The organism is Helcobacillus massiliensis, assembly GCF_014191425.1.
GTDB lineage: Bacteria > Actinomycetota > Actinomycetes > Actinomycetales > Dermabacteraceae > Helcobacillus > Helcobacillus massiliensis.
This window is the reverse complement of sequence record NZ_JACHWP010000002.1, coordinates 80,652-103,516: the sequence shown is the minus strand read 5'-3', so window position 1 is coordinate 103,516 and position 22,865 is coordinate 80,652. Positions and strand designations below refer to the sequence as shown.

Genomic DNA, 22,865 nt, shown 5'->3' with positions numbered 1-22,865 from the left:
ATGGCGAAGACAGCGCTCAAGAACAAGCAGCAGCGCAAGCCGAAGTTCCAGGTTCGCGCTTACACCCGGTGCCGTCGCTGCGGACGTCCGCGCTCCGTGTACCGCAAGTTCGGAATCTGCCGAGTCTGCCTGCGCGAGCTCGCCCACCGCGGTGAGCTCCCCGGCGTGACGAAGAGCAGCTGGTAAGGACTATCGCCACAGGTCCCTGAAGAGGGAAACCACGGTGAGAAAGAAGCATTCGACATGACAATGACTGATCCCATTGCGGACATGCTGACTCGTGTGCGGAACGCCTCCGGCGCGTTCCACGACGACGTCACCATGCCGTACTCGAACTTGAAGGCCCGCATCGCGGAGATCCTCAAGACCGAGGGCTACATCAACGACTGGCGCGAGGAGGAGGCGAAGGTCGGCAAGAACCTCGTCATCACCCTCAAGTACAACCACGTCGCACGCGAGCGTGCGATCTCCGGTGTGCGCCGCATCTCCAAGCCGGGCCTGCGGGTCTACGCGAAGTCCACCAACCTGCCCAAGGTCCTCGGCGGCCTGGGCGTGGCCATCCTGTCCACGTCCTCCGGCCTCCTCACCGACAAGCAGGCAGCACAGAAGGGCGTGGGTGGGGAAGTCCTCGCCTACGTCTGGTAATCGGAAAGGAGACCGGAACATGTCCCGTATTGGACTTCGTCCCATTCCCGTGCCCGCTGCTGTCACCGGTGTGACCATCGACGGCCAGCGCGTTCAGATCGCCGGCCCGAAGGGCGAGCTCGAGTACACGGTTCCCGCACCGCTGACCGTTGAGCGTCGCGACGAGGACGGCGCCATCATGGTGAGCCGTCCCGATGAGGAGCGCGAGACCCGCGCTCTGCACGGCCTGGCACGCACGCTCATCAACAACATGGTGGTCGGTGTGACCGACGGCTACGAGAAGAAGCTCGAGATCGTCGGCACCGGTTACCGCGTCATCGCCAAGGGCTCCGACCTCGAGTTCAGCCTCGGCTACTCCCACACGATCCTGGTGAAGCCGCCCAAGGGCATCACCTTCGCTGTGGAGAGCCCGAACAAGTTCTCCGTGTCGGGCTACGACAAGCAGATGGTCGGCGAGCAGGCGGCTAAGATCCGCAAGCTCCGGGCCCCCGAGCCGTACAAGGGCAAGGGCATCCGCTACGCGGATGAGACCGTCATCCGCAAGGCCGGAAAGGCTGGTAAGTGATTATGGGTTTCGCTGAGAAGCACACTCGTGGTGACCGCAAGAGCCGGGTCCGCGCACGCGGCCGCCGTCACCTGCGCCTGCGCCGCCGCATCATCGGCAGCGCCGAGCGTCCCCGCCTCGTCGTGACCCGCTCCGCGCGTCACGTGTTCGTTCAGGTCATCGACGACGCCAAGGGCCACACTCTCGCGTCCGCCTCCACCATGGAAGCTGACCTGCGCGGCGACTCCGTCACCAAGACGGAGAAGGCGAAGAAGGTCGGCCTGCTGGTCGGCGAGCGCGCCAAGGCAGCCGGCGTTGAGTCCGTGGTCTTCGACCGCGGCGGCAACAAGTACCACGGCCGAGTGGCCGCCGTCGCCGACGGCGCCCGCGAAGCCGGACTGACTCTGTGACCAACCCCCGGAACCAGGACGAGAAGAGGATTCACATGACTGCTGAGCAGCAGAACAACGGTCCCGCCGCCTCCGGCCGGAGGGACGACAAGCAGAAGGGCGGTCGCAACGACCGTCAGGGCGGGCGTCGCGACAACCGCGGCGGCCGCCAGGAGGAGAAGTCCGCATTCCTCGAGCGCGTGGTGAGCATCAACCGCGTCTCGAAGGTCGTCAAGGGCGGCCGCCGCTTCGCCTTCACCGCACTCGTTGTGGTGGGCGATGGCGACGGCACCGTCGGCGTCGGCTACGGTAAGGCCAAGGAAGTTCCCGCGGCCATCTCCAAGGGCGTTGAGGAGGCGAAGAAGAACTTCTTCCGCGTCCCGCGCATCAAGGGCACCATCGTTCACCCCGTGCAGGGTGAGGACGCGGCCGGCGTGGTCTTCCTGCGCCCGGCAGCCCCGGGTACCGGTGTGATCGCCGGCGGTCCGGTGCGTGCAGTCCTCGAGTGCGCTGGCGTGCACGACGTGCTGAGCAAGTCGCTCGGTTCCGCGAACGCCCTGAACATCGTTCGCGCCACCATCGCGGCTCTCCAGCAGCTCGAGGAGCCCGAGGCAGTGGCAGCACGCCGCGGCCTGCCCCTCGAGGACGTCGCTCCCGGCTACCTGCTCCGCGCACAGGCCGAAGGCCGTGCCGAGGCTCGTGCCGCACGTGAAGAGAAGGTCGGTGCCTGATGCAGCTCAAAGTGACTCAGATCAAGTCGACAATCGGCGGCAACCGCGCTCAGCGTGAAACCGTGCGCGGCCTCGGCCTCAAGCGCATCGGCGACGTTGTGGTGAAGGAAGACCGCCCCGAGATCCGCGGCATGGTCAATGCCGTCCGTCACCTCGTGACGGTTGAAGAGGTGGACTGATTTATGCCTGACAACAACCCGCTCAAGCTGCACGACCTTCGCCCGGCACCCGGGTCGAAGACCGCAAAGACCCGTGTGGGTCGCGGTGAGGCATCCAAGGGCAAGACCGCCGGCCGCGGCACCAAGGGCACCAAGGCCCGCTACCAGGTGCCCGCAGGCTTCGAGGGCGGTCAGACCCCGATGCACCGTCGTCTGCCGAAGCTTCGCGGCTTCAAGAACCCGTTCAAGGTGACCTACCAGGTCGTGAACCTGGACACCCTCCAGGCTCTGTTCCCTGAGGGCGGCACCGTGACGGTCGATGACCTCGTGGCGAAGAAGGCTGTTCGCAAGAACCAGCCCGTCAAGGTCCTCGGCACCGGCGACATCAGCGTCAAGCTGGACGTCACCGCGCAGAAGTTCTCGGCATCCGCCGAGGAGAAGCTCGTCGCCGCCGGCGGCAGCGCGACCGTTGCCTGATCCCGGCATCGCCGGTCAAGCATTTTGACGAGGCATCGCGGCTCACCTATTCTGAGCCGCGATGCCTCTTTTCATCTGGCACCAGAAGGAGGAACCGGGTGTCCAACCCCGTCATTCGTGCCATGCGCACGCCTGAGCTGCGCAACAAGATCCTTTTCGTCCTCGCACTGATCGCGATCTACCGGCTCGGCGTCTTCATCCCGACCCCCGGTTTCGACTACCGCAACGTGAACGCCTGCATCGACCAGTCGATGGCCGGCGGCGGGGGCGTGCTCGGCATCGTCAACATGTTCTCCGGCGGCGCACTGCTGCAGATGTCGATCTTCGCGCTCGGCGTCATGCCCTACATCACCGCCTCGATCATCGTGCAGCTGCTGCGCGTGGTGATCCCCCGGTTCGAGGAGCTGCACAAAGAGGGCCAGTCCGGTCAGGCGCAGCTGACGCAGTACACCCGCTACCTCACCGTGGGCCTCGCCGTGCTGCAGTCCACCACCATCATCACGCTCGTGCGCTCCGGCCAGTTCTTCCAGGGCTGCACCCTGCCGCTCGTGCCGGACCAGTCCGCCCTGATGCTGTCGCTGATGATCCTCACCATGACCGCCGGCACCATCGTCATCATGTGGTTCGGTGAGCTGATGACGGAGAAGGGCGTCGGCAACGGCATGTCCCTGCTCATCTTCACCTCCATCGCCGCCGGCTTCCCCGGCTCGCTGGGCCAGATCCTCAAGCTCCAGGGCTGGCTGATCTTCGGTCTCGTGTTCCTGGTGGGCCTGGTGCTGTGCGTTCTGATCATCTATGTGGAGCAGTCCCAGCGCCGCATCCCCGTGCAGTACGCGAAGCGCCAGGTGGGTCGTCGTCTCATCGGCGGCAGCTCCACCTACATTCCGATCAAGGTGAACCAGGCCGGCGTGATCCCCGTGATCTTCGCGTCGTCGCTGCTGGCGCTGCCGCAGCTGGCCACCACGTTCGGCAACCCCAACGACGGCTGGGTGCAGTGGATTCAGACGAACCTCACCCAGGGCAACGGCTTCAGCTGGGTGTACTCCGTGACGTTCTTCCTGATGGTGGTGTTCTTCGCGTTCTTCTACGTGTCCATCACCTTCAACCCGGAGGAGATCGCCGACAACATGAAGAAGTACGGCGGCTTCATTCCCGGCATCCGCGCCGGCAAGCCGACCGAACGCTACCTGCAGTACGTCATCAACCGCGTGCTCTCCGTGGGTGCCGTCTACCTGGGCGTGCTCGCGCTCATCCCGATCCTCGCCCTCGCGTTCCTCGGCGCGGATCAGAACTTCCCGTTCGGCGGCGTCTCCCTGCTGATCATCATCGGCGTCGGCCTCGACACGGTGAAGCAGATCTCCGCCAAGCTCCATCAGCACCATTACGAAGGGATCCTCTGACATGACTCAGACCCCCACCGCCACCCGCCTGCTCATCATCGGCGCCCCCGGCGCCGGCAAGGGCACGCAGGCCGCCCGCATCGCCGAGGCGCTGAACATCCCGGCGATCTCCACCGGTGACATCTTCCGCGCCAACGTCTCGCAGGAGACCGAGCTCGGCGTCCTCGCCAAGTCCTACATGGACAAGGGCGAATACGTGCCCGACGAGGTCACCAACAGCATGGTCAAGGACCGCCTCGCCCAGGACGACACCGCCACTGGCTTCCTGCTCGACGGTTACCCCCGCACCGCCGACCAGGTCACCGCCCTGGACGGCATGCTGAAGGACTCCGGTCGGGAGCTCGACGCCGTCATCCTGCTCGAGGTCGACACCGACGCCGTCGTGGACCGCCTGGTGCAGCGCGGCAAGGAGCAGGGCCGCTCCGACGACAACGAGGAGACCATCCGCCGCCGCATCGACGTGTACGGCGAGCAGACCGCCCCGCTGATCTCCGTGTACGACGAGCGCGGCCTCGTGCGCCGCATCGACGGCATGCAGCAGATCGACGAGGTCTCGGCGGACATCCTCCGGACCCTCGGTGTGAACCGCTGACGGGTATGGCCCGCAGCCGCATCGAATACAAGACGCCCGAGCAGTTCGCGCACATGCGAGCTGCCGGGCTTCTTGTCGACCGCCTCCATGACGAGATCCAGCGGTCGCTGCAGCCCGGGATGACCACCGGCGACCTCGACCGCATCGCCGCCGAGGTCATCGCCGACGGCGGCGGGACCCCCAACTTCCTCGGCTACCAGGGCTTCCCCGCCACCATCTGCGTCAGCGTCAACGAGGAGATCGTGCACGGCATCCCCGGTGACCGCGTCATCAACGACGGCGACCTCGTGTCCGTGGACGCCGGCTGCATCATCAACGGCTGGCACTCCGATGCCGCCCGCACCCACATCGCGGGTACCGCGAAGGACCCGGAGCACCGCCGGCTGATCGACGTCGCCGAAGCGGCCATGTGGGACGGCATCGCCGCCGCCGCCACTGGCCGCACGGTCGACGACATCGGCGCAGCCGTGGAGGACTCCGTGCTCGCCGCAGTGGGGGAGAGGTTCCAGCACCTGGAGGACTTCGGCGGGCACGGCATCGGGTCCGCGATGCACCAGCCGCCGGACGTCATGAACTTCCGCACCCGCGGCCGCCACCCGAAGCTGAAGCCAGGCATGGCGATGTGCGTGGAGCCGATGCTCACCATCGGCAGCGCTGACTGCGAGATCCTCGACGACGACTGGACCGTGGTCACCCTCTCCGGCGCGGTCGCCGCGCACGTGGAGCACGCGTTCGCCATCCTCGAGGACGGCATCTTCGTACTCACCGCCGCCGACGGGGGCCGCGAGCAGCTCGGCGCCCGCGGCGTGGAGATCGCCGCCGAACCCGTTCTCTGACGCCCGCCCCGCCGATGCGCCGGGACCGGCGGGGGAGGGGCCGGCATCCAGGGCGGCGGAACCCGTCGGCCGACGGGTGCGTGAGGTGAGCGACCACACGCGATCCCGCTCTTATCAGCCTTCTCCAGCCCGTGTAAGGTAGACGATTGGGTGTGTTCTGCACCCTTGAACAACCGGCGTAGACGACGCGCCTGCAATCGATGCCCGTGAACGGGTAGAGAGTACGTGAGGTTATGGCGAAGAAAGACGGAGTGATCGAGGTCGAAGGTGTTGTCACGGAGGCACTCGCGAACGCGCGTTTCCGTGTCGAGCTGGACAACGGCCACAAGGTCCTCGCCCACATCTCCGGCAAGATGCGCCAGCACTACATCCGCATCCTTCCCGAGGATCGGGTCGTGGTGGAGCTGAGCCCGTACGACCTTGAGAAGGGTCGCATCGTCTACCGCTACAAGTAAGCCAGTGAGGACAGCATGAAGGTTCACCCGAGTGTCAAGCCGATCTGTGACGACTGCAAGGTGATTCGTCGCCACTCCGTCGTCATGGTGATCTGCAAGAACCCCCGTCACAAGCAGCGCCAGGGCTGATCCGGCCCGCGGCCTGCCGCGACACCCCGCGGGATCATCCCCGCACCAACAATTGAAGAGGCATCATCGACCGCCGATCAGGCGGTGACCCGCGGTGCGGAGGCTGCGGCGCTCGAACGAGTATGGGCGAGATGATGACTCAGGCCTCCGAGAAAAATAGGAGAACTGCACAATGGCACGTCTCGTTGGCGTTGACCTCCCGCGCGAAAAGCGCCTGGAAGTCGCCTTGACGTACATTTTCGGCGTGGGTCGTTCCCGTGCCGTCGAAGCCCTCGCCGCCACCGGTGTGGACGGCGACCAGCGCGTGCGCGAGGTGTCCGATGAGGACCTCGTGAAGCTGCGCGACTACATCGAAGAGAACTTCCAGATCGAAGGTGACCTCCGCCGTGAGGTCGCAGCGGACATCCGCCGCAAGGTGGAGATCGGCTCCTACCAGGGCCTTCGTCACCGTCGTGGCCTGCCCGTCCACGGCCAGAAGACCAAGACGAACGCTCGCACCCGCAAGGGCCCGAAGCGCACCGTCGCCGGCAAGAAGAAGGCGCGCTGAGGCACTAGCCGAAGCTGCGCCGCGATCGACCGTCAGGTCCGGTCGCTCCGATCACCTTCACGAATCCCAAGGAGTTCAGCCACATGGCTACCAAGTCCCGCGCCACTGCCGCGGCCCGCAAGCCGCGTCGCAAGGCGAACAAGAACGTCGTCGCCGGCCAGGCGCACATCAAGAGCACCTTCAACAACACCATCGTGTCGATCACGGACCCCGCCGGCTCCGTGATCTCGTGGGCCTCCGCCGGCCAGGTCGGCTTCAAGGGCTCGCGCAAGTCCACCCCGTACGCCGCGCAGATGGCTGCTGAGGCCGCTGCCCGCCGCGCCCAGGAGCACGGCCTGAAGAAGGTCGACGTCTTCGTCAAGGGCCCCGGCTCCGGTCGTGAGACCGCGATCCGCTCCCTGACCGCTGTCGGCCTCGAGGTCGGCTCGATCCAGGACGTCACCCCGCAGGCGCACAACGGCGTTCGTCCGCCGAAGCGTCGCCGCAACTGATCTGTCCCCCGTCCATCTCCGTGTCATACCGCCACCTGAACGTCATATAGCGGACGTTCGCAGAAAGGACACAACGTGCTCATTGCACAGCGCCCCACGCTGACCGAGGAGACAGTCTCGGACAATCGCTCCCGGTTCGTCATCGAGCCGCTGGAGCCGGGTTTCGGCTACACCCTCGGCAACTCGCTGCGTCGCACGCTGCTGTCGTCCATCCCGGGCGCAGCGGTGACGTCGATCCGCATCGACGGCGTTCTCCACGAGTTCTCCACGGTTCCGGGTGTGAAGGAGGATGTCACCGAGCTCATCCTCAACATCAAGAACCTGGTCGTCTCCTCCGAGAACGACGAGCCTGTTGTGATGTACCTGCGCAAGGAGGGCGAGGGCACCGTCACCGCTGGTGACATCACCCCGCCGGCCGGCGTGGAGATCCACAACCCGGATCTGCACATCGCAACTCTCAACGACAAGGGTCGTCTCGAGATCGAACTGATCGTCGAGCGCGGGCGCGGCTACGTGTCCGCCCAGCAGAACAAGGGCGTCGAGGGCGAGATCGGCCGCATCCCGGTCGACTCGATCTACTCGCCGGTCCTCAAGGTGACCTACAAGGTCGAGGCGACCCGTGTCGAGCAGCGCACGGACTTCGACCGTCTGATCATCGATGTCGAGACGAAGCCGGCCATCGCCCCGCGCGATGCCATCGCTTCGGCCGGCAAGACCCTCGTGGAGCTCTTCGGCCTCGCCCAGGAGCTGAACGAGGAGGCTGAGGGCATCGAGATCGGTCCGTCCCCGACCGACCAGGCGATGGAAGCTGATCTGGCTCTGCCGATCAACGACCTCAACCTCACGGTCCGCTCCTACAACTGCCTTATGCGCGAGGGCGTGCACACCGTCGGTGAGCTCACCTCCCGCAGCGAGGCGGACCTGCTGGACATCCGCAACTTCGGTCAGAAGTCCATCGACGAGGTGAAGGCGAAGCTCGCTGAGCTCGGCCTGAGCCTGAAGGATTCGCCGGCGGGCTTCGACCCGTCGACTGTGCTCGAGTCCTACGGCGACGGCGACTTCGGCGACCAGTTCTGACACTTCACACTTCCAAGGAGAACAACAATGCCTGCACCCACGAAGGGAGCTCGTCTCGGCGGTTCCGCCGCTCACGAGAAGGCGATGCTGGCCGGCCTGGCCACCGCTCTGTTCGAGCACGGCGCCATCAAGACCACCGAGACCAAGGCGAAGCGCCTGCAGCCGGTGGCCGAGCGCCTCATCACCATCGCGAAGAAGGATGACCTTGCTGCACGCCGCCGCGTCATGCGCTCCGTGCTCGACAAGTCGGTCGTCCACGAGCTCTTCACCGAGATCGCCCCGAAGTTCGCTGAGCGTCCGGGCGGCTACACCCGCATCACCAAGATCGGTCCGCGCAAGGGCGACAACGCCCCGATGGCGCTGATCGAGCTGGTCGACGAGCCGTACTCCGCCAAGGAGTCCGTGGTGAAGGAGGCTGAGGGCGCTGCCAAGCAGTCCGCGAAGGCTGACGACGCTGCGAAGGCCGACGAGGCCCCGGAGACCACCGAGGCAGCCGCCGAGGAGAAGACCGAGGACTGATCCTCTGGATCGCGACTGAGGTCTGATCCGCTTCGGATCACGAAGGAAAGGGCCGCTGGGTTGATTCCCAGCGGCCCTTCGTCATGCCCGCACGCAGGGGCGGCGGCAGCGTTCACGGCGCGGCCCGCGCCCGCCACAGCGACAGCGGCGGCCGTGGCGGTTGCGGTTGCGTCAGCGCCCCCGGCCGGGCAGGCGCCGCAGAACACGCCGGCCGGTGCGCTTCACGAAGTTGATGGTGCCGCCGTTGAGCACCCCGTGCTCGATGACCTCGAGCTGGTGGGCCATCGCATCGACCTGGTGGCGCATGTCGGCCAGCTCACGGCGGGTGTCGGCGAGTTCGCGGTGGAGCCCGTCGGCCTCCTCCCGCAGCGCCGCGGTGATGAACATCGGCAGTCCGAGCCCGTTCTTCTCCACCCAGGTGGTGAAGTACTGGTCTCGCAGCAGTGCGTCGAAGCGGTGGTGGTCGCGCAGGCCCGCCACCATAGAGTTGCTGGAGGCGCCGGTGGAGCCGGGCCGCTGATGCCAGAACGCGAGCGGTTCGTCCAGGAATCCGACCGTCATCGACTGCAGGAGCCGCAGATGGAACTCGTAGTCGCCGATCACCGGGAGCGATTCGTTGAACAGCCCGATGGTGTCGTGGACGCTGCGGCGGTACAGCAGGGAGATCGGTACCATCCGATTGATGCGGATGAAGTGCGCGAGGGTGATGCTGTGCATCTCCGGCCAGACCGGGAACGTCTCGTAGGGGACGTACACGCCGGGCTCCTCACCGGCGAGGCGCTCCAGCACGATGTGCGTGCGCACGGAGACAGCGGCGGCGTCGGTGTCGGCGAGGAAGCGTGTGGTGCGGGCGAGGAAGCGCGGGTGCCAGACGTCGTCATCGTCGTGGACGGCGACGAATTCGCTGCGGGTGGCGGCCAGGCCCTGGTTCGTGGCGGCTTCCATGCCGCGCGACTGCTCATTGTGGAGAACGGTGATGCGCTCGCCCAGTTCGTCCCGGTAGCGGTCGACCACGGCGGTCAGGTCGTCGGTGTCGCCGCCGTCGTTGACGATGACGAGGTGCCAGTCGGTGACGGTCTGCCCGAGGATGTCCTGGATGCCGCGGTCCAGGAGCAGGGGCCGGTCCTTGGTGCGCAGAATGATCGCGGTCTGTGCCGGTTCGCCGGTGGTCCCAGCTGATTCACCGGACGCGGCGGTGGCAGGGGAGTGGGCGCGGGTACCGGCTGCGGCCGCGGTGGCGGAACGGTCGCCGGTGTCTGTTGCTGCAGGGGCGTCGCCGCTGGGGGAGGGGGCCGACGGGTCCCGGCCCTGCAGGGCGTCCGCGATGGCGTCCCAGGTGCCGGTGATCGCCTCAAGCGCGGCTGCGCCGTGCGACGGGCCGCTGGCGTCGGGCGCGTCGGCGCAGTGGGCGAGATCGGCGATCGCGGCGTCGACAGCCGCCGGATCGGCGAGCAGGTGCTCCAGGCTCAGGCTGCGCTGGTCGGCCCCGGCATTGGCGAGGGCGCCGTCCATGCGGACGCGGCCGTACCGGTCCAGGTGGATCGGCAGCACGGGTGTGGCCGAGGCCAGCGCGAAGACCAGGGGATGGAACCGGGTGGTGAGGACTGCGTCGGCCGCGCAGGTGCGGGCAGCGGACGCCGCCGCCAGTTCGATCGGGGCGAGCCGGTGCGGGGCATCCAAACGCGCCGCAACCAGCGCATTGAGTCGGCAGTCGCCGGAATCGGGGTCGTCCTGATCCGCCATGTGCGGCACGAATTCGACTGTCGCGTCCAGTGCCGTCGCGGCCCGGTCGATGATGCCGGCGAGGGCGGTGACGTACTCGTCCTCATCGAACGGAGCCGCCGACCCGAGGGTCACCGAGAGGGTGCGGCCGCGGACAGCGCCCGCCCGGCCGTCAGTGTCTGCCCGGTCGTCAGTGCCCGCCCGGGCCTCGGTGCCGGCCCCGTGCGCGTCGTCAGCGGGGCCGGTGATGCGCTGGTCGAGGATCGGCGCGGCCGCATCGTCGCTGCTGCACAGCACTGCTGACGCGGCGGAACCCGTCGGCCCCACGCAGCGGGCGAGCGCGGCGCTCGCCTCATCGCGGACCGCCACCACTCGCGCGATGGCGAAGAGATCGCGCAGGCGGGCACGGTCGGCCGCCGTGAGGTCAGGGCCGAGGGTCTGGCCCGCGACCACGACCGGCAGGCCGAGGCTGTGCGCCAGCAGACCCATCGCCCACCGCTCCAGCAGCAGCCACCCGAATCGGGAGTTCAGGTTTCCTCCGCCGCCGATGACGAGGGCGTCCACGCCGCGCAGCTGCTCGCGGATGCGGAACAGCTTGTCCTCGGCGGGCAGGGCGGCATCGCTGCCGCCGAGGACCTGCTGGATCTCCTCGGCGTACCGTTCACGGTCCTGCGGATCGTGCGGGAAGGTGAGTGCGTCGATCGCGTCCGCGGGGGCGGTGCCGCCGGGGCCGTACTTCTCGTGCCGCGACACCGGGACCACAGTGAAGCCTCGGCGCTCCAGCTGCTCCCGTTCAGCGGACGCGATCGCTTCATCGCCCACGTGGTAGACGGTCTGGTCCACATCGCACAGCAGGGCGACTCTCATGCTTCACACTCTCTTCAGCGTCGACGGCGTCGGCAGGGCACCGTCCTGACCGCGGCGGTCGACGGGATCAGAGCTTGCCCTGCCTCTTCATCAGACGATAGATGAACGCGGCCATGTCTGCTCGGTTCGTCGCGACGAGCGGGCGGAACGTACCGTCCGGCCAGCCGGTGGAGATGCCCGCGCTCTTCATCCACGTGATCTCACGGGCGAACTGCGAGGTGCGGGGCACGTCCCGGAACGGGGCGGTCTTCGCCACGGGCAGCGGATCGCCGCTGGAACGGAACAGGAACGCGGCGATCGCATCGCGGTTCACCGGCTGCAGGGGACGGAACTCGCGGCCCCGGCGGGTGGTCCAGCCGGTGGAGAGGCCTGTCGCGTACGCCCAGGAGATCTCACGGTAGAACTGCGAGTTCGTCGGGACGTCCACGAACGGGGAGCGGGCCGGCGGGGTGTAGGCGGGGGAGCCGGCGACGCGGTACATGAACGCGATGATGGCGTCGCGGTTGACCGCGACGGACGGGCGGTACGTGCCGTCCGGCCAGCCCCGCAGAATGCCCTTGTTCGCCAGCGCTTCGATCTCGGTGGAGAACATGTGCGAGCGCGGCACGTCCTTGAAGGTCTGCCCGGGGCCGCCGGCGGTGAACACGACCTTGCCGTTCACCTTGTCGGCGATACCGTTCGCGAAGCGCTGCGGCCCGCTGGTCGTCGACTCCAGCGGTTGGCCCCACGCGGAGGTCCAGGAAGCGGCGTACGGGCTCTGGTGCGCCACGGTGGACTGTCCGGCGGTGACCACGAGGCCGCGAGTGGCGCGGGTGACGTGGTAGGAGCCCTCCAGCCGCTGGGCGTGGGTGACGGTTCCGAAGCGCGTGAAGCCTCCGTTCCGGTGGAACGCGAGGTAGTGCCCGGTCGGGTGGGCGTCGCGGTAGCGCTGGGCGAGGGTGCGCAGGTTCTCGAACTTCGAGTACACGTTCTTGCCGGGGCAGGAGGTGTAGTTGACGTCGCGGTGGCCGAAGATGCGCGGCAGCGACACGGGGCTCTTGTACCGCACGGCAGACGAATCGGTGTTGCGGGGCTGGTGCACCGAGGTGCCGCGCACGTCGGCGATGAACGCGGAGCCGAGCTTCCAGCCCGCCACCCGCGCGAGGGCGTCGATGCCGGCCGACGGAGCCGACGCGACCTCGTAGTCGCCCATGATCGAGATGCCGAACGTGCTGTGGTTGAAACCGAGCGCGTGGGCGCCGCGGATGTTGCGGTGGATCCCGCCGCGGCGGCCCTCGAAGATCTGGCCGTACTTGTCGACCAGCACGTTGTAGCCGACGTCCGCCCAACCGAGCGTGCGCGTGTGGTAGCTGTAGATGCCGCGCATGATCTGCATCGAATCAGCGCGCGAATAGCTGTTGGAGCCGGCGGTGTGGTGCACCACCACGGACTTCAGTTCGCTGTCGGCGCTCGAGTTGCGCGCCCAGGACTCGTTCGCGCCCCATTCGGCGCGGGTGAACATCGCGGGCGCCGCGGTGGCGAGCACCTTGGTTGCCGGGACGGTGCCGGTGAGGCCGGTGCCGCCGCCGCTGGGCCCATTGCCCACGCGTTCGTGGTCCGACGGGTCCTCCGAGGTCTCGATCAGGTGCGCCGTCAGCTCAGCGGTGACGTCCTGACCGTCGCGCGCGGCGCGGAAGCGCACCGCTGTGGAGGGACCGAACCAGGACGGGTCGGTGGCCTTCGCCCCCATGTCGGTGAGCAGTTCGAGGCGGCGCCACGGGCACCAGGTGCCGTCGGCGGCCCGAGCGGACACCTCCACCGTGTCCGGGTCCTCCCCGGTCCAGGTGGCGGCGGCCATCGTCGCGGTGCCGGCGACGGAGCGTCCGGGAGCGTCGTCGTCAGCGGCGGAGGACGCGTTCTTCGCGGACTCCGGTGTCGCCAGGTCCTCATCGGTGATGGTGGTGCCCGAGTCGCCCTGGGTGCCATCGGCTGCGGGGAGGGCGGCGGACGCAGCGGGGACGGCGGCTGCTCCGAAGGGGAGAGCGGCACCGGTGCGGATCAGGGAGCGGCGGGGAAGGAGAGACATGATGGTCCTCGGGTGGGAAACGCGAACATTACGAACGTATATCGGATCCATCGAAAGTGCTAGGCCGGTAACTTGGGGTTCCACGCGGTGTGAGAGAAAGCCCGTACTGCACATCAGGGGCGGCAGACCGGTCGCCCGGCTGCCGCCCCTGCGGTAGTTGATCGTCGAACCCCTCGGGGTGGTGGCCGATGGGATCAGCCGAAGTGCTTCGGCAGCACCGCCTCACGCTTCTCGCGCAGCTCAGCGATCGGGAAGGACCCCACACCCTGGATGTCGAGGGCATCGCCATCGGTCACACCGATGCGCACGGCCGGGAACTTCCGCGCCGTCACCATGTCGGTGAAGCGGACCTCTTCGCTGCGCGGCAGCGCCACGATCGCGCGGGCCTGCGACTCCGACAGCAGCGCGGTCAGATCGTCGAGGCCGTAGCGCTCCTTCAGCTCGTCCAGCACGATGCGGGCACCGGTGCCGAAGCGGGAGCAGGACTCCACCAGCGCCTGGAACAGGCCGCCCTGGGAGAGGTCGTGCGCGGCGTCGATGAGGCCGTCGCGGGAGCAGGACACGAGGATCTCGGCGAGCTCGCGCTCCGCGTCGAAGTCGACCTTCGGCGGCTGGCCGCCCAGGTGGTCGTGCACGGCGCCGGCCCAGGCCGACCCGGACAGCTCCTCAGCGGTGGAGCCGAGCAGGTAGATCGCCAGGCCCTCGTCCTTCCAGCCCGACGGCGTGCGGCGCGCAACATCATCGAACACGCCGAGGATGCCGACCACCGGGGTCGGGTGGATCGCGGAGTCGATGGTGCCGGGCTCACCGGTGGAGTTGTAGAGGGACACGTTGCCGCCGGTGACGGGGACCTCCAGGGTCCGGCACCCGTCGGCCAGGCCCGTGATGGCCTCCACCAGCTGCCACATGCGGTCCGGGTCCTCCGGGGAGCCGAAGTTCAGGCAGTCCGTGACCGCCATCGGCTGCGCACCGGTGGTGGCGACGTTGCGGTACGCCTCCACCAGCGACAGCTGCGCACCGGTGTACGGGTTCAGCATGGCGTAGCGGCCGTTCGCGTCGGTCGAGAGCGCGATGCCGCGGCCCGTCTCCTCATCCACGCGCAGCACGCCGGCGTCGTCCGGCATCGCCAGGGCGGTGTTGCCGCCCACGTAGCGGTCGTACTGATCGGTGACCCAGTGGGTCGAGGCCAGATTCGGGGACGTGGTCACGGTCCACAGCTGCTCCACCAGAGCGGCGGCATCCGCCGGACGCGGCAGCTTCTCAGCGGCGTCGGCCTCCAGCGCGTCCTGCCAGGAGGGACGGGCGTACGGGCGGTCGTAGACGGGGGAGTCGTGCGCGACCGTCTTCGGGTCCACATCGACGATGCGCTGGCCGCCGTGGTCGATGGTGAGGCGGCCATCGCCGGTGACCTCACCGATGACAGCGGACTCCACACCCCACTTGTCGGCGATCTCCAGGAAGCGGTCGAGCTTCTCGGGGGAGACCACCGCCATCATCCGCTCCTGCGATTCGCTCATGAGGATCTCGCCGGCGGTGAGGGACGGATCGCGCAGCAGGACCGTGTCGAGGTCCACGTGCATGCCGGAGTCGCCGTTGGAGGCGAGTTCGCTGGTGGCGCAGGAGATGCCGGCGGCGCCGAGGTCCTGGATGCCCTCCACGACCTCCTCGCGGTACATCTCCAGGCATGCTTCGATCAGCAGCTTCTCCATGAAGGGGTCGCCCACCTGCACAGAGGGGCGCTTCGCGGGACCCTCGTCATCGAAGGACTCGGAGGCGAGGATGGAGGCGCCGCCGATGCCGTCACCGCCGGTGCGGGCACCGAACAGGACCACCTTGTTGCCCACGCCCTCTGCGTTGGCGAGGTGGATGTCCTCGTGGCGCATCACGCCGATCGCGAGCGCATTGACGAGCGGATTGTCCTGGTAGCAGGGATCGAACACGGTCTCGCCGCCGATGTTCGGCAGGCCGAGGGAGTTGCCGTAGCCGCCCACACCGGCCACCACGCCCTCCACCACGCGGGCGGTGTCCGGGTGGTCGATGGCGCCGAAGCGCAGCTGGTCCATCACCGCGACGGGGCGCGCACCCATGGAGATGATGTCGCGGACGATGCCGCCCACACCCGTTGCGGCGCCCTGGTACGGCTCCACGAAGCTCGGGTGGTTGTGGGACTCGACCTTGAAGGTGACGGCCCAGCCGTCGCCGATGTCGACCACGCCGGCGTTCTGACCGATCCCGACCAGGAGGTTCTTCTTCATCGCCTCCGTGGACTTCTCGCCGAACTGGGAGAGGTGTCTGCGGGAGGACTTGTACGAGCAGTGCTCCGACCACATGACCGAGTACATGGCGAGCTCGGCGTTCGTGGGGCGGCGGCCCAGGATCTCGCGGATCTTCTGGTACTCATCCCCCTTCAGACCGAGGTCGGCCCAGGGCTGCTGCTCATCAGGGGTGGCGGCAGCGTTCTCGACGGTGTCGATGTCAGGCATTGACGGAAGTGTCCTTTGGCTCGAGCGCATAGAAAACGGGGCTGGGTGCGGCCCGCAGCCGACCCAGCCCCATCCTACCCATGGGCGCAGCCCCGCCGAGCCCTCGGGTGCGGGGCGCTTCAGCGCGCCTGGTGCAGGGACTTCTCGCTCACCGGTGCGTTCCGGCTGGCGCGCTGCTGTCGGTAGTGCTCCTCCGCCTCATCCTGGCGCTCCCGCTCCGCGCCGAGCGCGATCGGGGCGCGCACATGCTCGGGCGCCAGATCGAACGCCGCCACGAGGTCCAGCGCCACCGGGCGCAGCTTCCACAGCAGGCGGTTGATGTACCCGCGCAGGGTGCGGCCGCGCTGCAGGGAGATATGCCCGTTCAGCAGGTACCACGACAGGTTCGCTTCGATGCGGGTGAGGGCGAACAAGTCCCGCAGGCGGAACATGACGTGCTGGGTCTGCTGGTCCTCGATGTCGTTGATGGCGGTGGTGAACGCGGTCCAGCGCACCAGGTCCGCGTGCGCCTTCGCCGCCTCCAGCATCTCCACCTGGTGGCGGTTCACCAGGGCGGCCGCCTCCTGCGGGCTCATCTTCGCGGCGGGACGCAGCGCCAGCGCCACCTCCTCCACGGTGGACTTCGCGCGGGCCGCCAGCATCGACTCCTGGAACTGGGGGTCGCGCATCGACAGGGCGGCGCGCTTCGCACTGCCGGCGTCCAGCGCGGTCTGCACCAGGCGGTTCCACGGGGTGTGGCGCTTGGAGAGGGCTTCGGCGCGACCGGCGATGAACCGGCCGATGCCGGCGCGGTCGATGCTCTTCATCTCCGAGGAGTAGTCAGCGAGCAGACGCTTCGCGACCAGCTGCAGCAGCACCGTGTTGTCGCCTTCGAAGGTGGCGTAGACGTCGAGGTCGGCGTGCAGGCCGACGAGGCGGTTCTCCGCCAGGAACCCCTGACCGCCGCACGCTTCGCGGCATTCCTGGATGGTGTCCAGAGCGAGCCGGGTCGACGTCGGCTTCAGCGTGGCGGCGAGGGTCTCGAGGTCCTCGCGGGCCTCGGGAGTGTCTCCCTCGCCGGAGAACACGTCGTCGTAGGCGCGCAGCAGCTCGTCGTGCGCGAACTGCCCGGCGTAGGTCTCCGCCAGCGCCGGCAGCAGTCGGTTGAGGTGGGACTGGTAGTCCATCAGCACCGTCTCGCGGTTGGGGTCCGCGGAGGTGAACTGGCGGCGCTGCGAGGCGTAGGTGATGGCGATGGCCAGCGCCAGCTGGGTGGCGCGCAGAGCGGAGCCGTCCAGTGACACGCGGCCCTGCACGAGGGTGCCGAGCATGGTGAAGAATCGGCGTCCGGGGGATTCGATGGGGGAGGTGTAGACCCCGTCGGCGTCCACATCGCCGTAGCGGTTCAGCAGGTTGGTGCGGGGGATGCGGACGTTCTCGAACGCAAATCGGCCGTTGTCGATGCCGTTGAGGCCGCCCTTCGGGCCATCGTCCTCGGACCGGATGCCGGGCAGCAGCTCGCCGTTCTCGTCCCGCACGGGCACGAAGAAGCAGTGCACCCCGTGGTCCACGCCGCGGGTGATGAGGCGGGCGAACACGGTGGCGGCGCGGGCGTGGCAGGCGGCGTTGCCGAGGTAGTCCTTCCACGCGGCCCGGAACGGGGTGTTGATGACGAACTCGTCGGTCTCGGGATCGAACGTGGCGGTGGTGGCGAGGGCCTGGACGTTGGAGCCGTGGCCGATCTCGGTCATGGCGAACGCGCCGGGCAGGCGCATCGCCATGGCGTCCGGCACCCAGCGGCGATGGTGCTCTTCGCTGCCGAGCTGAACGATGGCGGAGGTGAACAGGCCGAACTGCACACCGGACTTGATCTGCAGGGACGGGGAGGCGACCACGATCTCCTCGAACTGGGCGACGTTGTCCCCCTGCTTGTTGGGGCCGCCGAGGGTGGTGGGGACCATGTTGTCTGCGACCCCCATCTCCGCCATGAGGTGCAGCTGCTCAAGGACGCGCTCGCGGTGCTGGGCGACGGTCTGGTCGAGGTGGTCGTGGAGGCGCTCGTCCTTCATGCGCTCGCGGGCGAGGCGGCGCGAGTCGGCGTAGGTGCCGAGCAGGAGGTCGGTGAGCAGGGGGACGTCCACCTGCAGCGGTTCGTCGCTGTAGGGAGGGGCGACGGGGGCGGTGGTCTCGGGTTGCTCAGCGGTGAGCGCCCTGATGCTGTCGGTGATCGGCATGGCGGTCCTTTCAGTGCGTGTGTGTCACTCGGTGGGCGGGCCGGCGAGCAGCCACGTCACGAGGTGGTCGGCGATGTCATCGGGGGTCTTCTCGAACAGGGCATCGCCCTCGCGGGCGCGGATCCACTGGCTGGTGACGCCCTGGACGAAGCTGACGGCGCCGCTGGCCCACAGGGTGCGGGCCTGGGCGTCGATCGACTGGGGAAGGGAGGCGGCTACGAGGCGGCCCACAGAGGTGAGGAAGTGGTTGAGCCCGGCACTGGGCTGCACCACGAACTCGTAGAGGTTGCGGGAGGTGGCGGCGGTGTGCACGAACGAGGTGGTCATGGCGCGGATGGAGGTCTCGGCCGACGGGTGCTCATCGTTCGTGGCGCGCAGGACGCGGGTGAGCTGCTGGACCATCTCGTTGAGGATCTGCACGCCGAGGGCGCGCTGCAGTTCGGCCTTGTCCTTGAAGTAGCGGTAGACGATGGACTTCGAGGTTCCAGAGGCGACGGCGATGTCCTCCATGGTGAGGGAGGGGCCCTGGCGATGGATCTCGGTGCGGGCGACTGCCAGCAGCTCGGAGCGGCGCTGTTCGCGGTGGCGGGCCCACCGGGTGGAGCGGCCGTCGGGCTGAGGGGCTTGCGCGTTCGTGTTCACGAAACCTAGAGTATCAAGTACTGGCAGTACTATGTAAAGAGGTCATTGTGACAGCTCCTCAGAACGCCCCGCGCCGCGTGCACGTCCTCGGCGGCAACCGCATCCCCTTCGGCAAGATCGGTGGCGCCTACCGCGGCGTCTCCAACCGCGACATGATGACCGCCGCCCTCGACGGCCTCATCGCCCGGTACTCCCTCCAGAACGAACGCATCGGCGAAGTCGCCGGCGGCGCCGTCCTCAAACGAGCAGCGGACTTCAACCTCACCCGCGAAAGCGTCCTCGGCACCGCACTGGACCCCCACACCCCGGCGATCGACATGCAGAAGGCCTGCGCCACGGGCCTCGAGACCCTCAACTTCGTCACCGCGAAGATCCGTCTCGGCCAGATCGACTCCGGCATCGCCGGCGGCGTCGACTCCGCCTCCGATGCCCCCATCGAAGTGTCCGACTCCCTGCGCCGCAAGCTCCACACCCTCTCCCGCGCGAAGACGGCAGGCCAGCGCCTCAGCCTCGTGGGCTCCCTGCGCCCGTCAGACTTCGCCCCCCTCGCCCCGCGCAATAGTGAGCCGCGCACGGGCCTGTCCATGGGTGAGCACCAGGCGATCACCACCCGCGAATGGGGCATCACCCGCGAGGAGCAGGATGAGCTCGCCGCGGCCAGCCACAGGAACCTCGCCGCCGCTTACGAGGAGGGCTTCTTCGACACCCTCATGACCGGCTACCGCGGCTGCGGCCGGGACGAATTCCTCCGCCCCGACACCACCGTGGAGAAGCTCGCCGGGCTGAAGACCGTCTTCGGCAAGGAGCAGGCCACCATGACGGCCGGCAACTCCACGGGCCTGTCCGACGGCGCCTCCGCGGTCCTCGTCGGCACCGAGGAATGGGCCGCCGCCAGGGGCCTGACCCCGCTCGCGGAGGTCGTCGACTTCCGCGCCGCCGCCACCGACTACGTCCACGGCGACGAGGGCCTCCTCATGGCCCCGGTGGAGGCGATGCCGCGACTGCTCGCCGACAACGGCCTCACCATCGACGACATCGACTTCTTCGAGATCCACGAGGCGTTCGCCGGCACCGTCCTGTCCACCCTGAAGGCATGGGAGTCGCGCGAGTACATGGTGGACCGCCTCGGCTTCGACGACGTGCTCGGCACGGTCCCGCGCGAGAAGCTCAACGTGAAGGGCTCGTCGCTGGCCGCCGGGCACCCTTTCGCCGCCACAGGCGGCCGCATCGTCGCGTCGCTGGCCACCATGCTCCGCACCGCAGCGGACGACACCGGCCGCACCCAGCGCGGCGTCATCAGCGTGTGCGCCGCCTCCGGGCAGGGCGTGGTGTGCCTGCTGCAGGCCGAGCCCGTCGGACAGGAGGACAAGTGATGGCCGCCCCCAACCTGTACGGCTCGTTCGTGAAGAGCCCCGTCGGCGGTCTGCTGGCGAAGCAGCTCGGCCTGCCCAGGCCCGCCCACCTGCCCCGCCGCGCAGACCGCGACGAGCTCGTCCTCAGCCCCGCCGTCGTCCTCGGCGACTCGACCGGCGCTGACGACATCGCCGCCCGCCTGCTCGACTGGGGCGCGGATGTGCGCCGCCGCGCCGACGACACCGGCAGCGTCGGCTCCCTCCTGCTCGTCCTCGACGACCTGCGCCGCCCCGAGGACATCGCGGGCCTCATCCAGCAGGCCCGCGCCGCCGTGAAGAAGCTGCAGCCCGGCGGCCGCATCATCACCGTCTCCCGCACCCCCGACGGCGCCGATCCCGTGGTCGACTCCGCCCGGGGCGCCGTCGAGGGCCTGCTGCGCTCGCTCGGTCACGAGGTGCGCCGCGGCGCCACCGCCAACGGCATCCAGGTCGCGCCCGAGTTCCCGCTCAGCGCCGTCAGCGTGGAGCACGCCCTGCGGTTCTTCCTCTCGGCCCGCTCCGCTTTCGTGGACGGGCAGCTGCTGCGGATCGATGCCGACACCGGCACCGCCCCCGCCGACTGGAATCAGCCGCTGGCCGGCCGCACCATCGTGGTCACCGGCGCCGCCCGCGGCATCGGCGAAGCGATCGCCCGCACCCTCGCCGCCGACGGCGCCGACCTCATCCTGGTCGACATGATGAACGCCGGCACCGAGCTCTCCCGCCTCGCCACCGAACTCGGTGGTCGCCCCGTCCTCGCGGACGTCACTCAGGAGCGCACGACCGCCGCCCTCATCGCCGCGGCCGACGGGAGCCCGATCGACGGAGTGGTCCACAACGCCGGCATCACCCGCGACAAACTGTTCGCGAACATGACGCAGGACCGCTGGGAGGCCGTCATCGCCGTGAACCTCCGCTCGCAGCTGGCGATCACCCGCGCCCTGCGGGATGAGGATGCGCTCGGCGCCGACTACCGCCACGTGGGCATCGCCTCCACCTCCGGCATCGCCGGCAACCGCGGCCAGACCAACTACGCCGCCTCCAAGGCCGGTGTGATGGCGTACGTGGACGCGCTCGCCGGCGACCTCGCCGAATCCGGCGGCACGGCGAACGCGGTCGCGCCCGGGTTCATCGAAACGGAGATGACCGCGACGATGCCCGTGGTGACGCGCGAGGTGGCGCGCCTGCTGAACTCCCTCCACCAGGGCGGCCTGCCGCAGGACGTGGCCGAGGCGGTCGCGTTCCTGCTCTCGCCCGCCGCCGGTGGCATCCGCGGGGAGACGCTGCGGGTGTGCGGCCAGAACCTTGTGGGACGGTGATCCCATGAGCGTCCGTGAACTCTCCAGCGTCCCCAGCTTCCCCGCGATCTGGGCGGCCGCGCTCGGCCGCCCACCGCTGGTGCCCCGCGCCACCAGTCTGCCGAAGCGCCGCTACCGGGTCCGGGGAGTGAAAGTCGGGGCGGAGCAGTCCGCCCGGTTCGACCACCTGGTGGGCGCCGCGGCGTCCGACTACGTCCACCCGGGCCTTCTGCATGTGCTCGCGTTCCCGGTGTCGCTGTCGCTGATGGCACATCCGCGGTTCCCGTTCCCGCTGCTGGGGCTCGTGCACGTGAAGAACTCGATCCTGCAGCATCGCCCGGTGCGCGTAGGGGAGACGGTGGATGTGGAGTGCAGCGTGCGGAACATCCAGCCGCACCGCCGCGGCGCCACGTTCGAAGCGGTCTCGACCCTGTCCGCTGACGGGCAGATCGTCGCCACGGACGTCTCCACCTATCTGGCCCGCGGGGAGACCGCCCGAAAGATCGCCGCGCTGCAGGAGGAGGAGGGCGCGTCGGCCGACGGGTCCCGTTCCGAGGACCGTGCTGCGAAGCGTGAGGAGTTCCAGCCGCCGAAGCCGTCGGCCCGCTGGAAGCTCAATGGGGACACCGGCCGCCGGTACGCCGCGGTCGCCGGTGACGCCAACCCGATCCACATGTCCGCGCTGAGCGCGAAGGCGTTCGGGTTCCCGAAGGCGATCGCGCACGGAATGTACACGGCCTCGCGTGCGTTCGCGGAGGCCCGGCCGGACCTGTCGGTGCCGCTGAAGTGGGACGTGGAGTTCGCCGCTCCGGTGCTCATCCCCGGCACCGTGTGGCTCAGCTTCGAGAACGACGACAGCAGCCGAGTGTACGGCGCTCGCGGTCACGCTGGTGGGGCCGAGAGCGGGAGCGCCGCCGGGGCCGGGAGCGCTTCCGGGGGCGGCCGACGGGTCACCCGATTCACCGGGTTCAGCGCACCGAAGCCGGACCGCCCCTCGAAGCTGCACTTCACCGGAACCGTGGAGCTGTTCGGCTGAGCCCGTCGGCCAGGTCCCCGGCCCACCCCGCCACAGAATTCGACGGATGTTCCGTATTCGCCGCGAATAGCGAACATCCGTCGAATTCTGTCTGCCCGCCCCCGCGACCAGGCCAGGCAGCCGGCCCCGAGCCCCATTTCCAGCGCTGAATCTGCTCC

Annotated in this window: 24 protein-coding genes; 19 read left to right on the top strand and 5 right to left on the bottom strand. The window is 68.6% G+C overall.

What is annotated here, in order from left to right:
- The 16 genes from FHX50_RS06040 to rplQ all read left to right on the top strand — a co-directional run bounded on the left by FHX50_RS06040 (position 1) and on the right by rplQ (position 8,990).
- On the top strand, positions 1-186 hold the full coding sequence (locus FHX50_RS06040) for a type Z 30S ribosomal protein S14 (protein ID WP_183375611.1): 186 nt from the start codon (positions 1-3) through the stop codon (positions 184-186).
- A gap of 57 nt (positions 187-243) precedes the next feature.
- Positions 244-645 carry a 30S ribosomal protein S8 gene (gene rpsH / locus FHX50_RS06035; RefSeq protein WP_183375602.1) on the top strand — a complete coding sequence of 134 codons (402 nt, stop codon included), beginning with the start codon at positions 244-246 and terminating at the stop codon, positions 643-645.
- 19 nt (positions 646-664) lie between these two features.
- Positions 665-1,210 (top strand): 50S ribosomal protein L6, encoded by a 546-nt coding sequence (gene rplF, locus FHX50_RS06030; RefSeq protein ID WP_183375600.1) that lies wholly within the window; start codon positions 665-667, stop codon positions 1,208-1,210.
- Between the two features lie 2 nt (positions 1,211-1,212).
- Positions 1,213-1,599, top strand: a complete 387-nt coding sequence (gene rplR, locus FHX50_RS06025) for a 50S ribosomal protein L18 (protein ID WP_183375598.1) — start codon at positions 1,213-1,215, stop codon at positions 1,597-1,599.
- 35 nt (positions 1,600-1,634) lie between these two features.
- Positions 1,635-2,309, top strand: coding sequence for a 30S ribosomal protein S5 (gene rpsE / locus FHX50_RS06020; protein WP_183375596.1), 675 nt, complete (start codon positions 1,635-1,637; stop codon positions 2,307-2,309).
- The gene (gene rpmD, locus FHX50_RS06015) at positions 2,306-2,488 is read left to right on the top strand and encodes a 50S ribosomal protein L30 (RefSeq protein ID WP_183375929.1); all 183 of its coding nucleotides are present in this window, start codon (positions 2,306-2,308) and stop codon (positions 2,486-2,488) included. The genes rpsE and rpmD overlap by 4 nt, the downstream gene beginning before the upstream one ends.
- Positions 2,489-2,491: 3 nt before the next feature.
- On the top strand, positions 2,492-2,944 hold the full coding sequence (gene rplO, locus FHX50_RS06010; protein ID WP_183375594.1) for a 50S ribosomal protein L15: 453 nt from the start codon (positions 2,492-2,494) through the stop codon (positions 2,942-2,944).
- A gap of 122 nt (positions 2,945-3,066) precedes the next feature.
- Complete coding sequence (gene secY, locus FHX50_RS06005) at positions 3,067-4,344, top strand: preprotein translocase subunit SecY (RefSeq protein WP_183375926.1); 1,278 nt, start codon at positions 3,067-3,069, stop codon at positions 4,342-4,344.
- 1 nt (position 4,345) lies between these two features.
- Positions 4,346-4,936: an adenylate kinase gene (locus tag FHX50_RS06000; RefSeq protein WP_183375592.1), complete on the top strand. Its 591-nt coding sequence runs from the start codon at positions 4,346-4,348 to the stop codon at positions 4,934-4,936.
- A gap of 5 nt (positions 4,937-4,941) precedes the next feature.
- Positions 4,942-5,772, top strand: a complete 831-nt coding sequence (map, locus tag FHX50_RS05995; protein WP_183375590.1) for a type I methionyl aminopeptidase — start codon at positions 4,942-4,944, stop codon at positions 5,770-5,772.
- A gap of 233 nt (positions 5,773-6,005) precedes the next feature.
- Positions 6,006-6,227, top strand: a complete 222-nt coding sequence (gene infA, locus FHX50_RS05990; RefSeq protein ID WP_183375588.1) for a translation initiation factor IF-1 — start codon at positions 6,006-6,008, stop codon at positions 6,225-6,227.
- Between the two features lie 15 nt (positions 6,228-6,242).
- Positions 6,243-6,356: a 50S ribosomal protein L36 gene (rpmJ, locus tag FHX50_RS05985; protein ID WP_183375586.1), complete on the top strand. Its 114-nt coding sequence runs from the start codon at positions 6,243-6,245 to the stop codon at positions 6,354-6,356.
- A gap of 172 nt (positions 6,357-6,528) precedes the next feature.
- Positions 6,529-6,903, top strand: coding sequence for a 30S ribosomal protein S13 (gene rpsM / locus FHX50_RS05980; RefSeq protein ID WP_183375584.1), 375 nt, complete (start codon positions 6,529-6,531; stop codon positions 6,901-6,903).
- An 83-nt stretch (positions 6,904-6,986) separates the two neighbouring features.
- A complete protein-coding gene (gene rpsK / locus FHX50_RS05975) occupies positions 6,987-7,394 on the top strand; it encodes a 30S ribosomal protein S11 (RefSeq protein WP_183375582.1) in 408 nt (135 codons plus the stop codon).
- A 75-nt stretch (positions 7,395-7,469) separates the two neighbouring features.
- Positions 7,470-8,471 (top strand): DNA-directed RNA polymerase subunit alpha, encoded by a 1,002-nt coding sequence (locus tag FHX50_RS05970; RefSeq protein WP_183375580.1) that lies wholly within the window; start codon positions 7,470-7,472, stop codon positions 8,469-8,471.
- 27 nt (positions 8,472-8,498) lie between these two features.
- Positions 8,499-8,990, top strand: coding sequence for a 50S ribosomal protein L17 (gene rplQ, locus FHX50_RS05965; protein WP_183375578.1), 492 nt, complete (start codon positions 8,499-8,501; stop codon positions 8,988-8,990).
- 171 nt (positions 8,991-9,161) lie between these two features.
- Here the strand turns inward: rplQ and FHX50_RS05960 are convergent, their stop codons facing one another.
- From FHX50_RS05960 to FHX50_RS05940, 5 genes are all read right to left on the bottom strand, one after another.
- Positions 9,162-11,579 carry a polysaccharide pyruvyl transferase family protein gene (locus FHX50_RS05960; RefSeq protein ID WP_183375576.1) on the bottom strand — a complete coding sequence of 806 codons (2,418 nt, stop codon included), beginning with the start codon at positions 11,577-11,579 and terminating at the stop codon, positions 9,162-9,164.
- Positions 11,580-11,646: 67 nt separating this feature from the next.
- The gene (locus FHX50_RS05955) at positions 11,647-13,644 is read right to left on the bottom strand and encodes an S-layer homology domain-containing protein (protein WP_183375574.1); all 1,998 of its coding nucleotides are present in this window, start codon (positions 13,642-13,644) and stop codon (positions 11,647-11,649) included.
- Between the two features lie 194 nt (positions 13,645-13,838).
- Positions 13,839-16,127, bottom strand: a complete 2,289-nt coding sequence (gene purL, locus FHX50_RS05950) for a phosphoribosylformylglycinamidine synthase subunit PurL (protein ID WP_239373942.1) — start codon at positions 16,125-16,127, stop codon at positions 13,839-13,841.
- Positions 16,128-16,246: 119 nt separating this feature from the next.
- Positions 16,247-18,340, bottom strand: a complete 2,094-nt coding sequence (locus tag FHX50_RS05945) for an acyl-CoA dehydrogenase family protein (protein WP_183375570.1) — start codon at positions 18,338-18,340, stop codon at positions 16,247-16,249.
- A gap of 24 nt (positions 18,341-18,364) precedes the next feature.
- Complete coding sequence (locus FHX50_RS05940; protein WP_183375568.1) at positions 18,365-18,982, bottom strand: TetR family transcriptional regulator; 618 nt, start codon at positions 18,980-18,982, stop codon at positions 18,365-18,367.
- Between the two features lie 47 nt (positions 18,983-19,029).
- Here FHX50_RS05940 and FHX50_RS05935 point away from each other — a divergent pair, with 47 nt between their 5' ends.
- Genes FHX50_RS05935 through FHX50_RS05925 form a run of 3 tightly spaced genes read left to right on the top strand, consistent with a single transcriptional unit; the run spans position 19,030 to position 22,707 of the window.
- The gene (locus FHX50_RS05935; protein WP_183375566.1) at positions 19,030-20,355 is read left to right on the top strand and encodes an acetyl-CoA C-acetyltransferase; all 1,326 of its coding nucleotides are present in this window, start codon (positions 19,030-19,032) and stop codon (positions 20,353-20,355) included.
- A complete protein-coding gene (locus tag FHX50_RS05930) occupies positions 20,355-21,692 on the top strand; it encodes a 3-oxoacyl-ACP reductase (protein ID WP_183375564.1) in 1,338 nt (445 codons plus the stop codon). The genes FHX50_RS05935 and FHX50_RS05930 overlap by 1 nt, the downstream gene beginning before the upstream one ends.
- 4 nt (positions 21,693-21,696) lie before the next feature.
- A complete protein-coding gene (locus tag FHX50_RS05925; protein WP_183375562.1) occupies positions 21,697-22,707 on the top strand; it encodes a MaoC/PaaZ C-terminal domain-containing protein in 1,011 nt (336 codons plus the stop codon).
- The last annotated feature ends 158 nt before the right edge of the window (positions 22,708-22,865 follow it).

Excerpts from the sequence above, each read along its gene's own strand:
- FHX50_RS06040 (WP_183375611.1), top strand. The coding sequence starts at position 1 with ATGGCGAAGACAGCGCTCAAGAACAAGCAGCAGCGCAAGCCGAAGTTC.
- rpsH (WP_183375602.1), top strand. The coding sequence starts at position 244 with ATGACAATGACTGATCCCATTGCGGACATGCTGACTCGTGTGCGGAAC.
- rplF (WP_183375600.1), top strand. The coding sequence starts at position 665 with ATGTCCCGTATTGGACTTCGTCCCATTCCCGTGCCCGCTGCTGTCACC.
- rplR (WP_183375598.1), top strand. The coding sequence starts at position 1,213 with ATGGGTTTCGCTGAGAAGCACACTCGTGGTGACCGCAAGAGCCGGGTC.
- rpsE (WP_183375596.1), top strand. The coding sequence starts at position 1,635 with ATGACTGCTGAGCAGCAGAACAACGGTCCCGCCGCCTCCGGCCGGAGG.
- rplO (WP_183375594.1), top strand. The coding sequence starts at position 2,492 with ATGCCTGACAACAACCCGCTCAAGCTGCACGACCTTCGCCCGGCACCC.
- secY (WP_183375926.1), top strand. The coding sequence starts at position 3,067 with ATGCGCACGCCTGAGCTGCGCAACAAGATCCTTTTCGTCCTCGCACTG.
- FHX50_RS06000 (WP_183375592.1), top strand. The coding sequence starts at position 4,346 with ATGACTCAGACCCCCACCGCCACCCGCCTGCTCATCATCGGCGCCCCC.
- map (WP_183375590.1), top strand. The coding sequence starts at position 4,942 with ATGGCCCGCAGCCGCATCGAATACAAGACGCCCGAGCAGTTCGCGCAC.
- infA (WP_183375588.1), top strand. The coding sequence starts at position 6,006 with ATGGCGAAGAAAGACGGAGTGATCGAGGTCGAAGGTGTTGTCACGGAG.
- rpmJ (WP_183375586.1), top strand. The coding sequence starts at position 6,243 with ATGAAGGTTCACCCGAGTGTCAAGCCGATCTGTGACGACTGCAAGGTG.
- rpsM (WP_183375584.1), top strand. The coding sequence starts at position 6,529 with ATGGCACGTCTCGTTGGCGTTGACCTCCCGCGCGAAAAGCGCCTGGAA.
- rpsK (WP_183375582.1), top strand. The coding sequence starts at position 6,987 with ATGGCTACCAAGTCCCGCGCCACTGCCGCGGCCCGCAAGCCGCGTCGC.
- rplQ (WP_183375578.1), top strand. The coding sequence starts at position 8,499 with ATGCCTGCACCCACGAAGGGAGCTCGTCTCGGCGGTTCCGCCGCTCAC.
- FHX50_RS05960 (WP_183375576.1), bottom strand. The coding sequence starts at position 11,579 with ATGAGAGTCGCCCTGCTGTGCGATGTGGACCAGACCGTCTACCACGTG.
- FHX50_RS05955 (WP_183375574.1), bottom strand. The coding sequence starts at position 13,644 with ATGTCTCTCCTTCCCCGCCGCTCCCTGATCCGCACCGGTGCCGCTCTC.
- purL (WP_239373942.1), bottom strand. The coding sequence starts at position 16,127 with ATGCCTGACATCGACACCGTCGAGAACGCTGCCGCCACCCCTGATGAG.
- FHX50_RS05945 (WP_183375570.1), bottom strand. The coding sequence starts at position 18,340 with ATGCCGATCACCGACAGCATCAGGGCGCTCACCGCTGAGCAACCCGAG.
- FHX50_RS05930 (WP_183375564.1), top strand. The coding sequence starts at position 20,355 with ATGGCCGCCCCCAACCTGTACGGCTCGTTCGTGAAGAGCCCCGTCGGC.
- FHX50_RS05925 (WP_183375562.1), top strand. The coding sequence starts at position 21,697 with ATGAGCGTCCGTGAACTCTCCAGCGTCCCCAGCTTCCCCGCGATCTGG.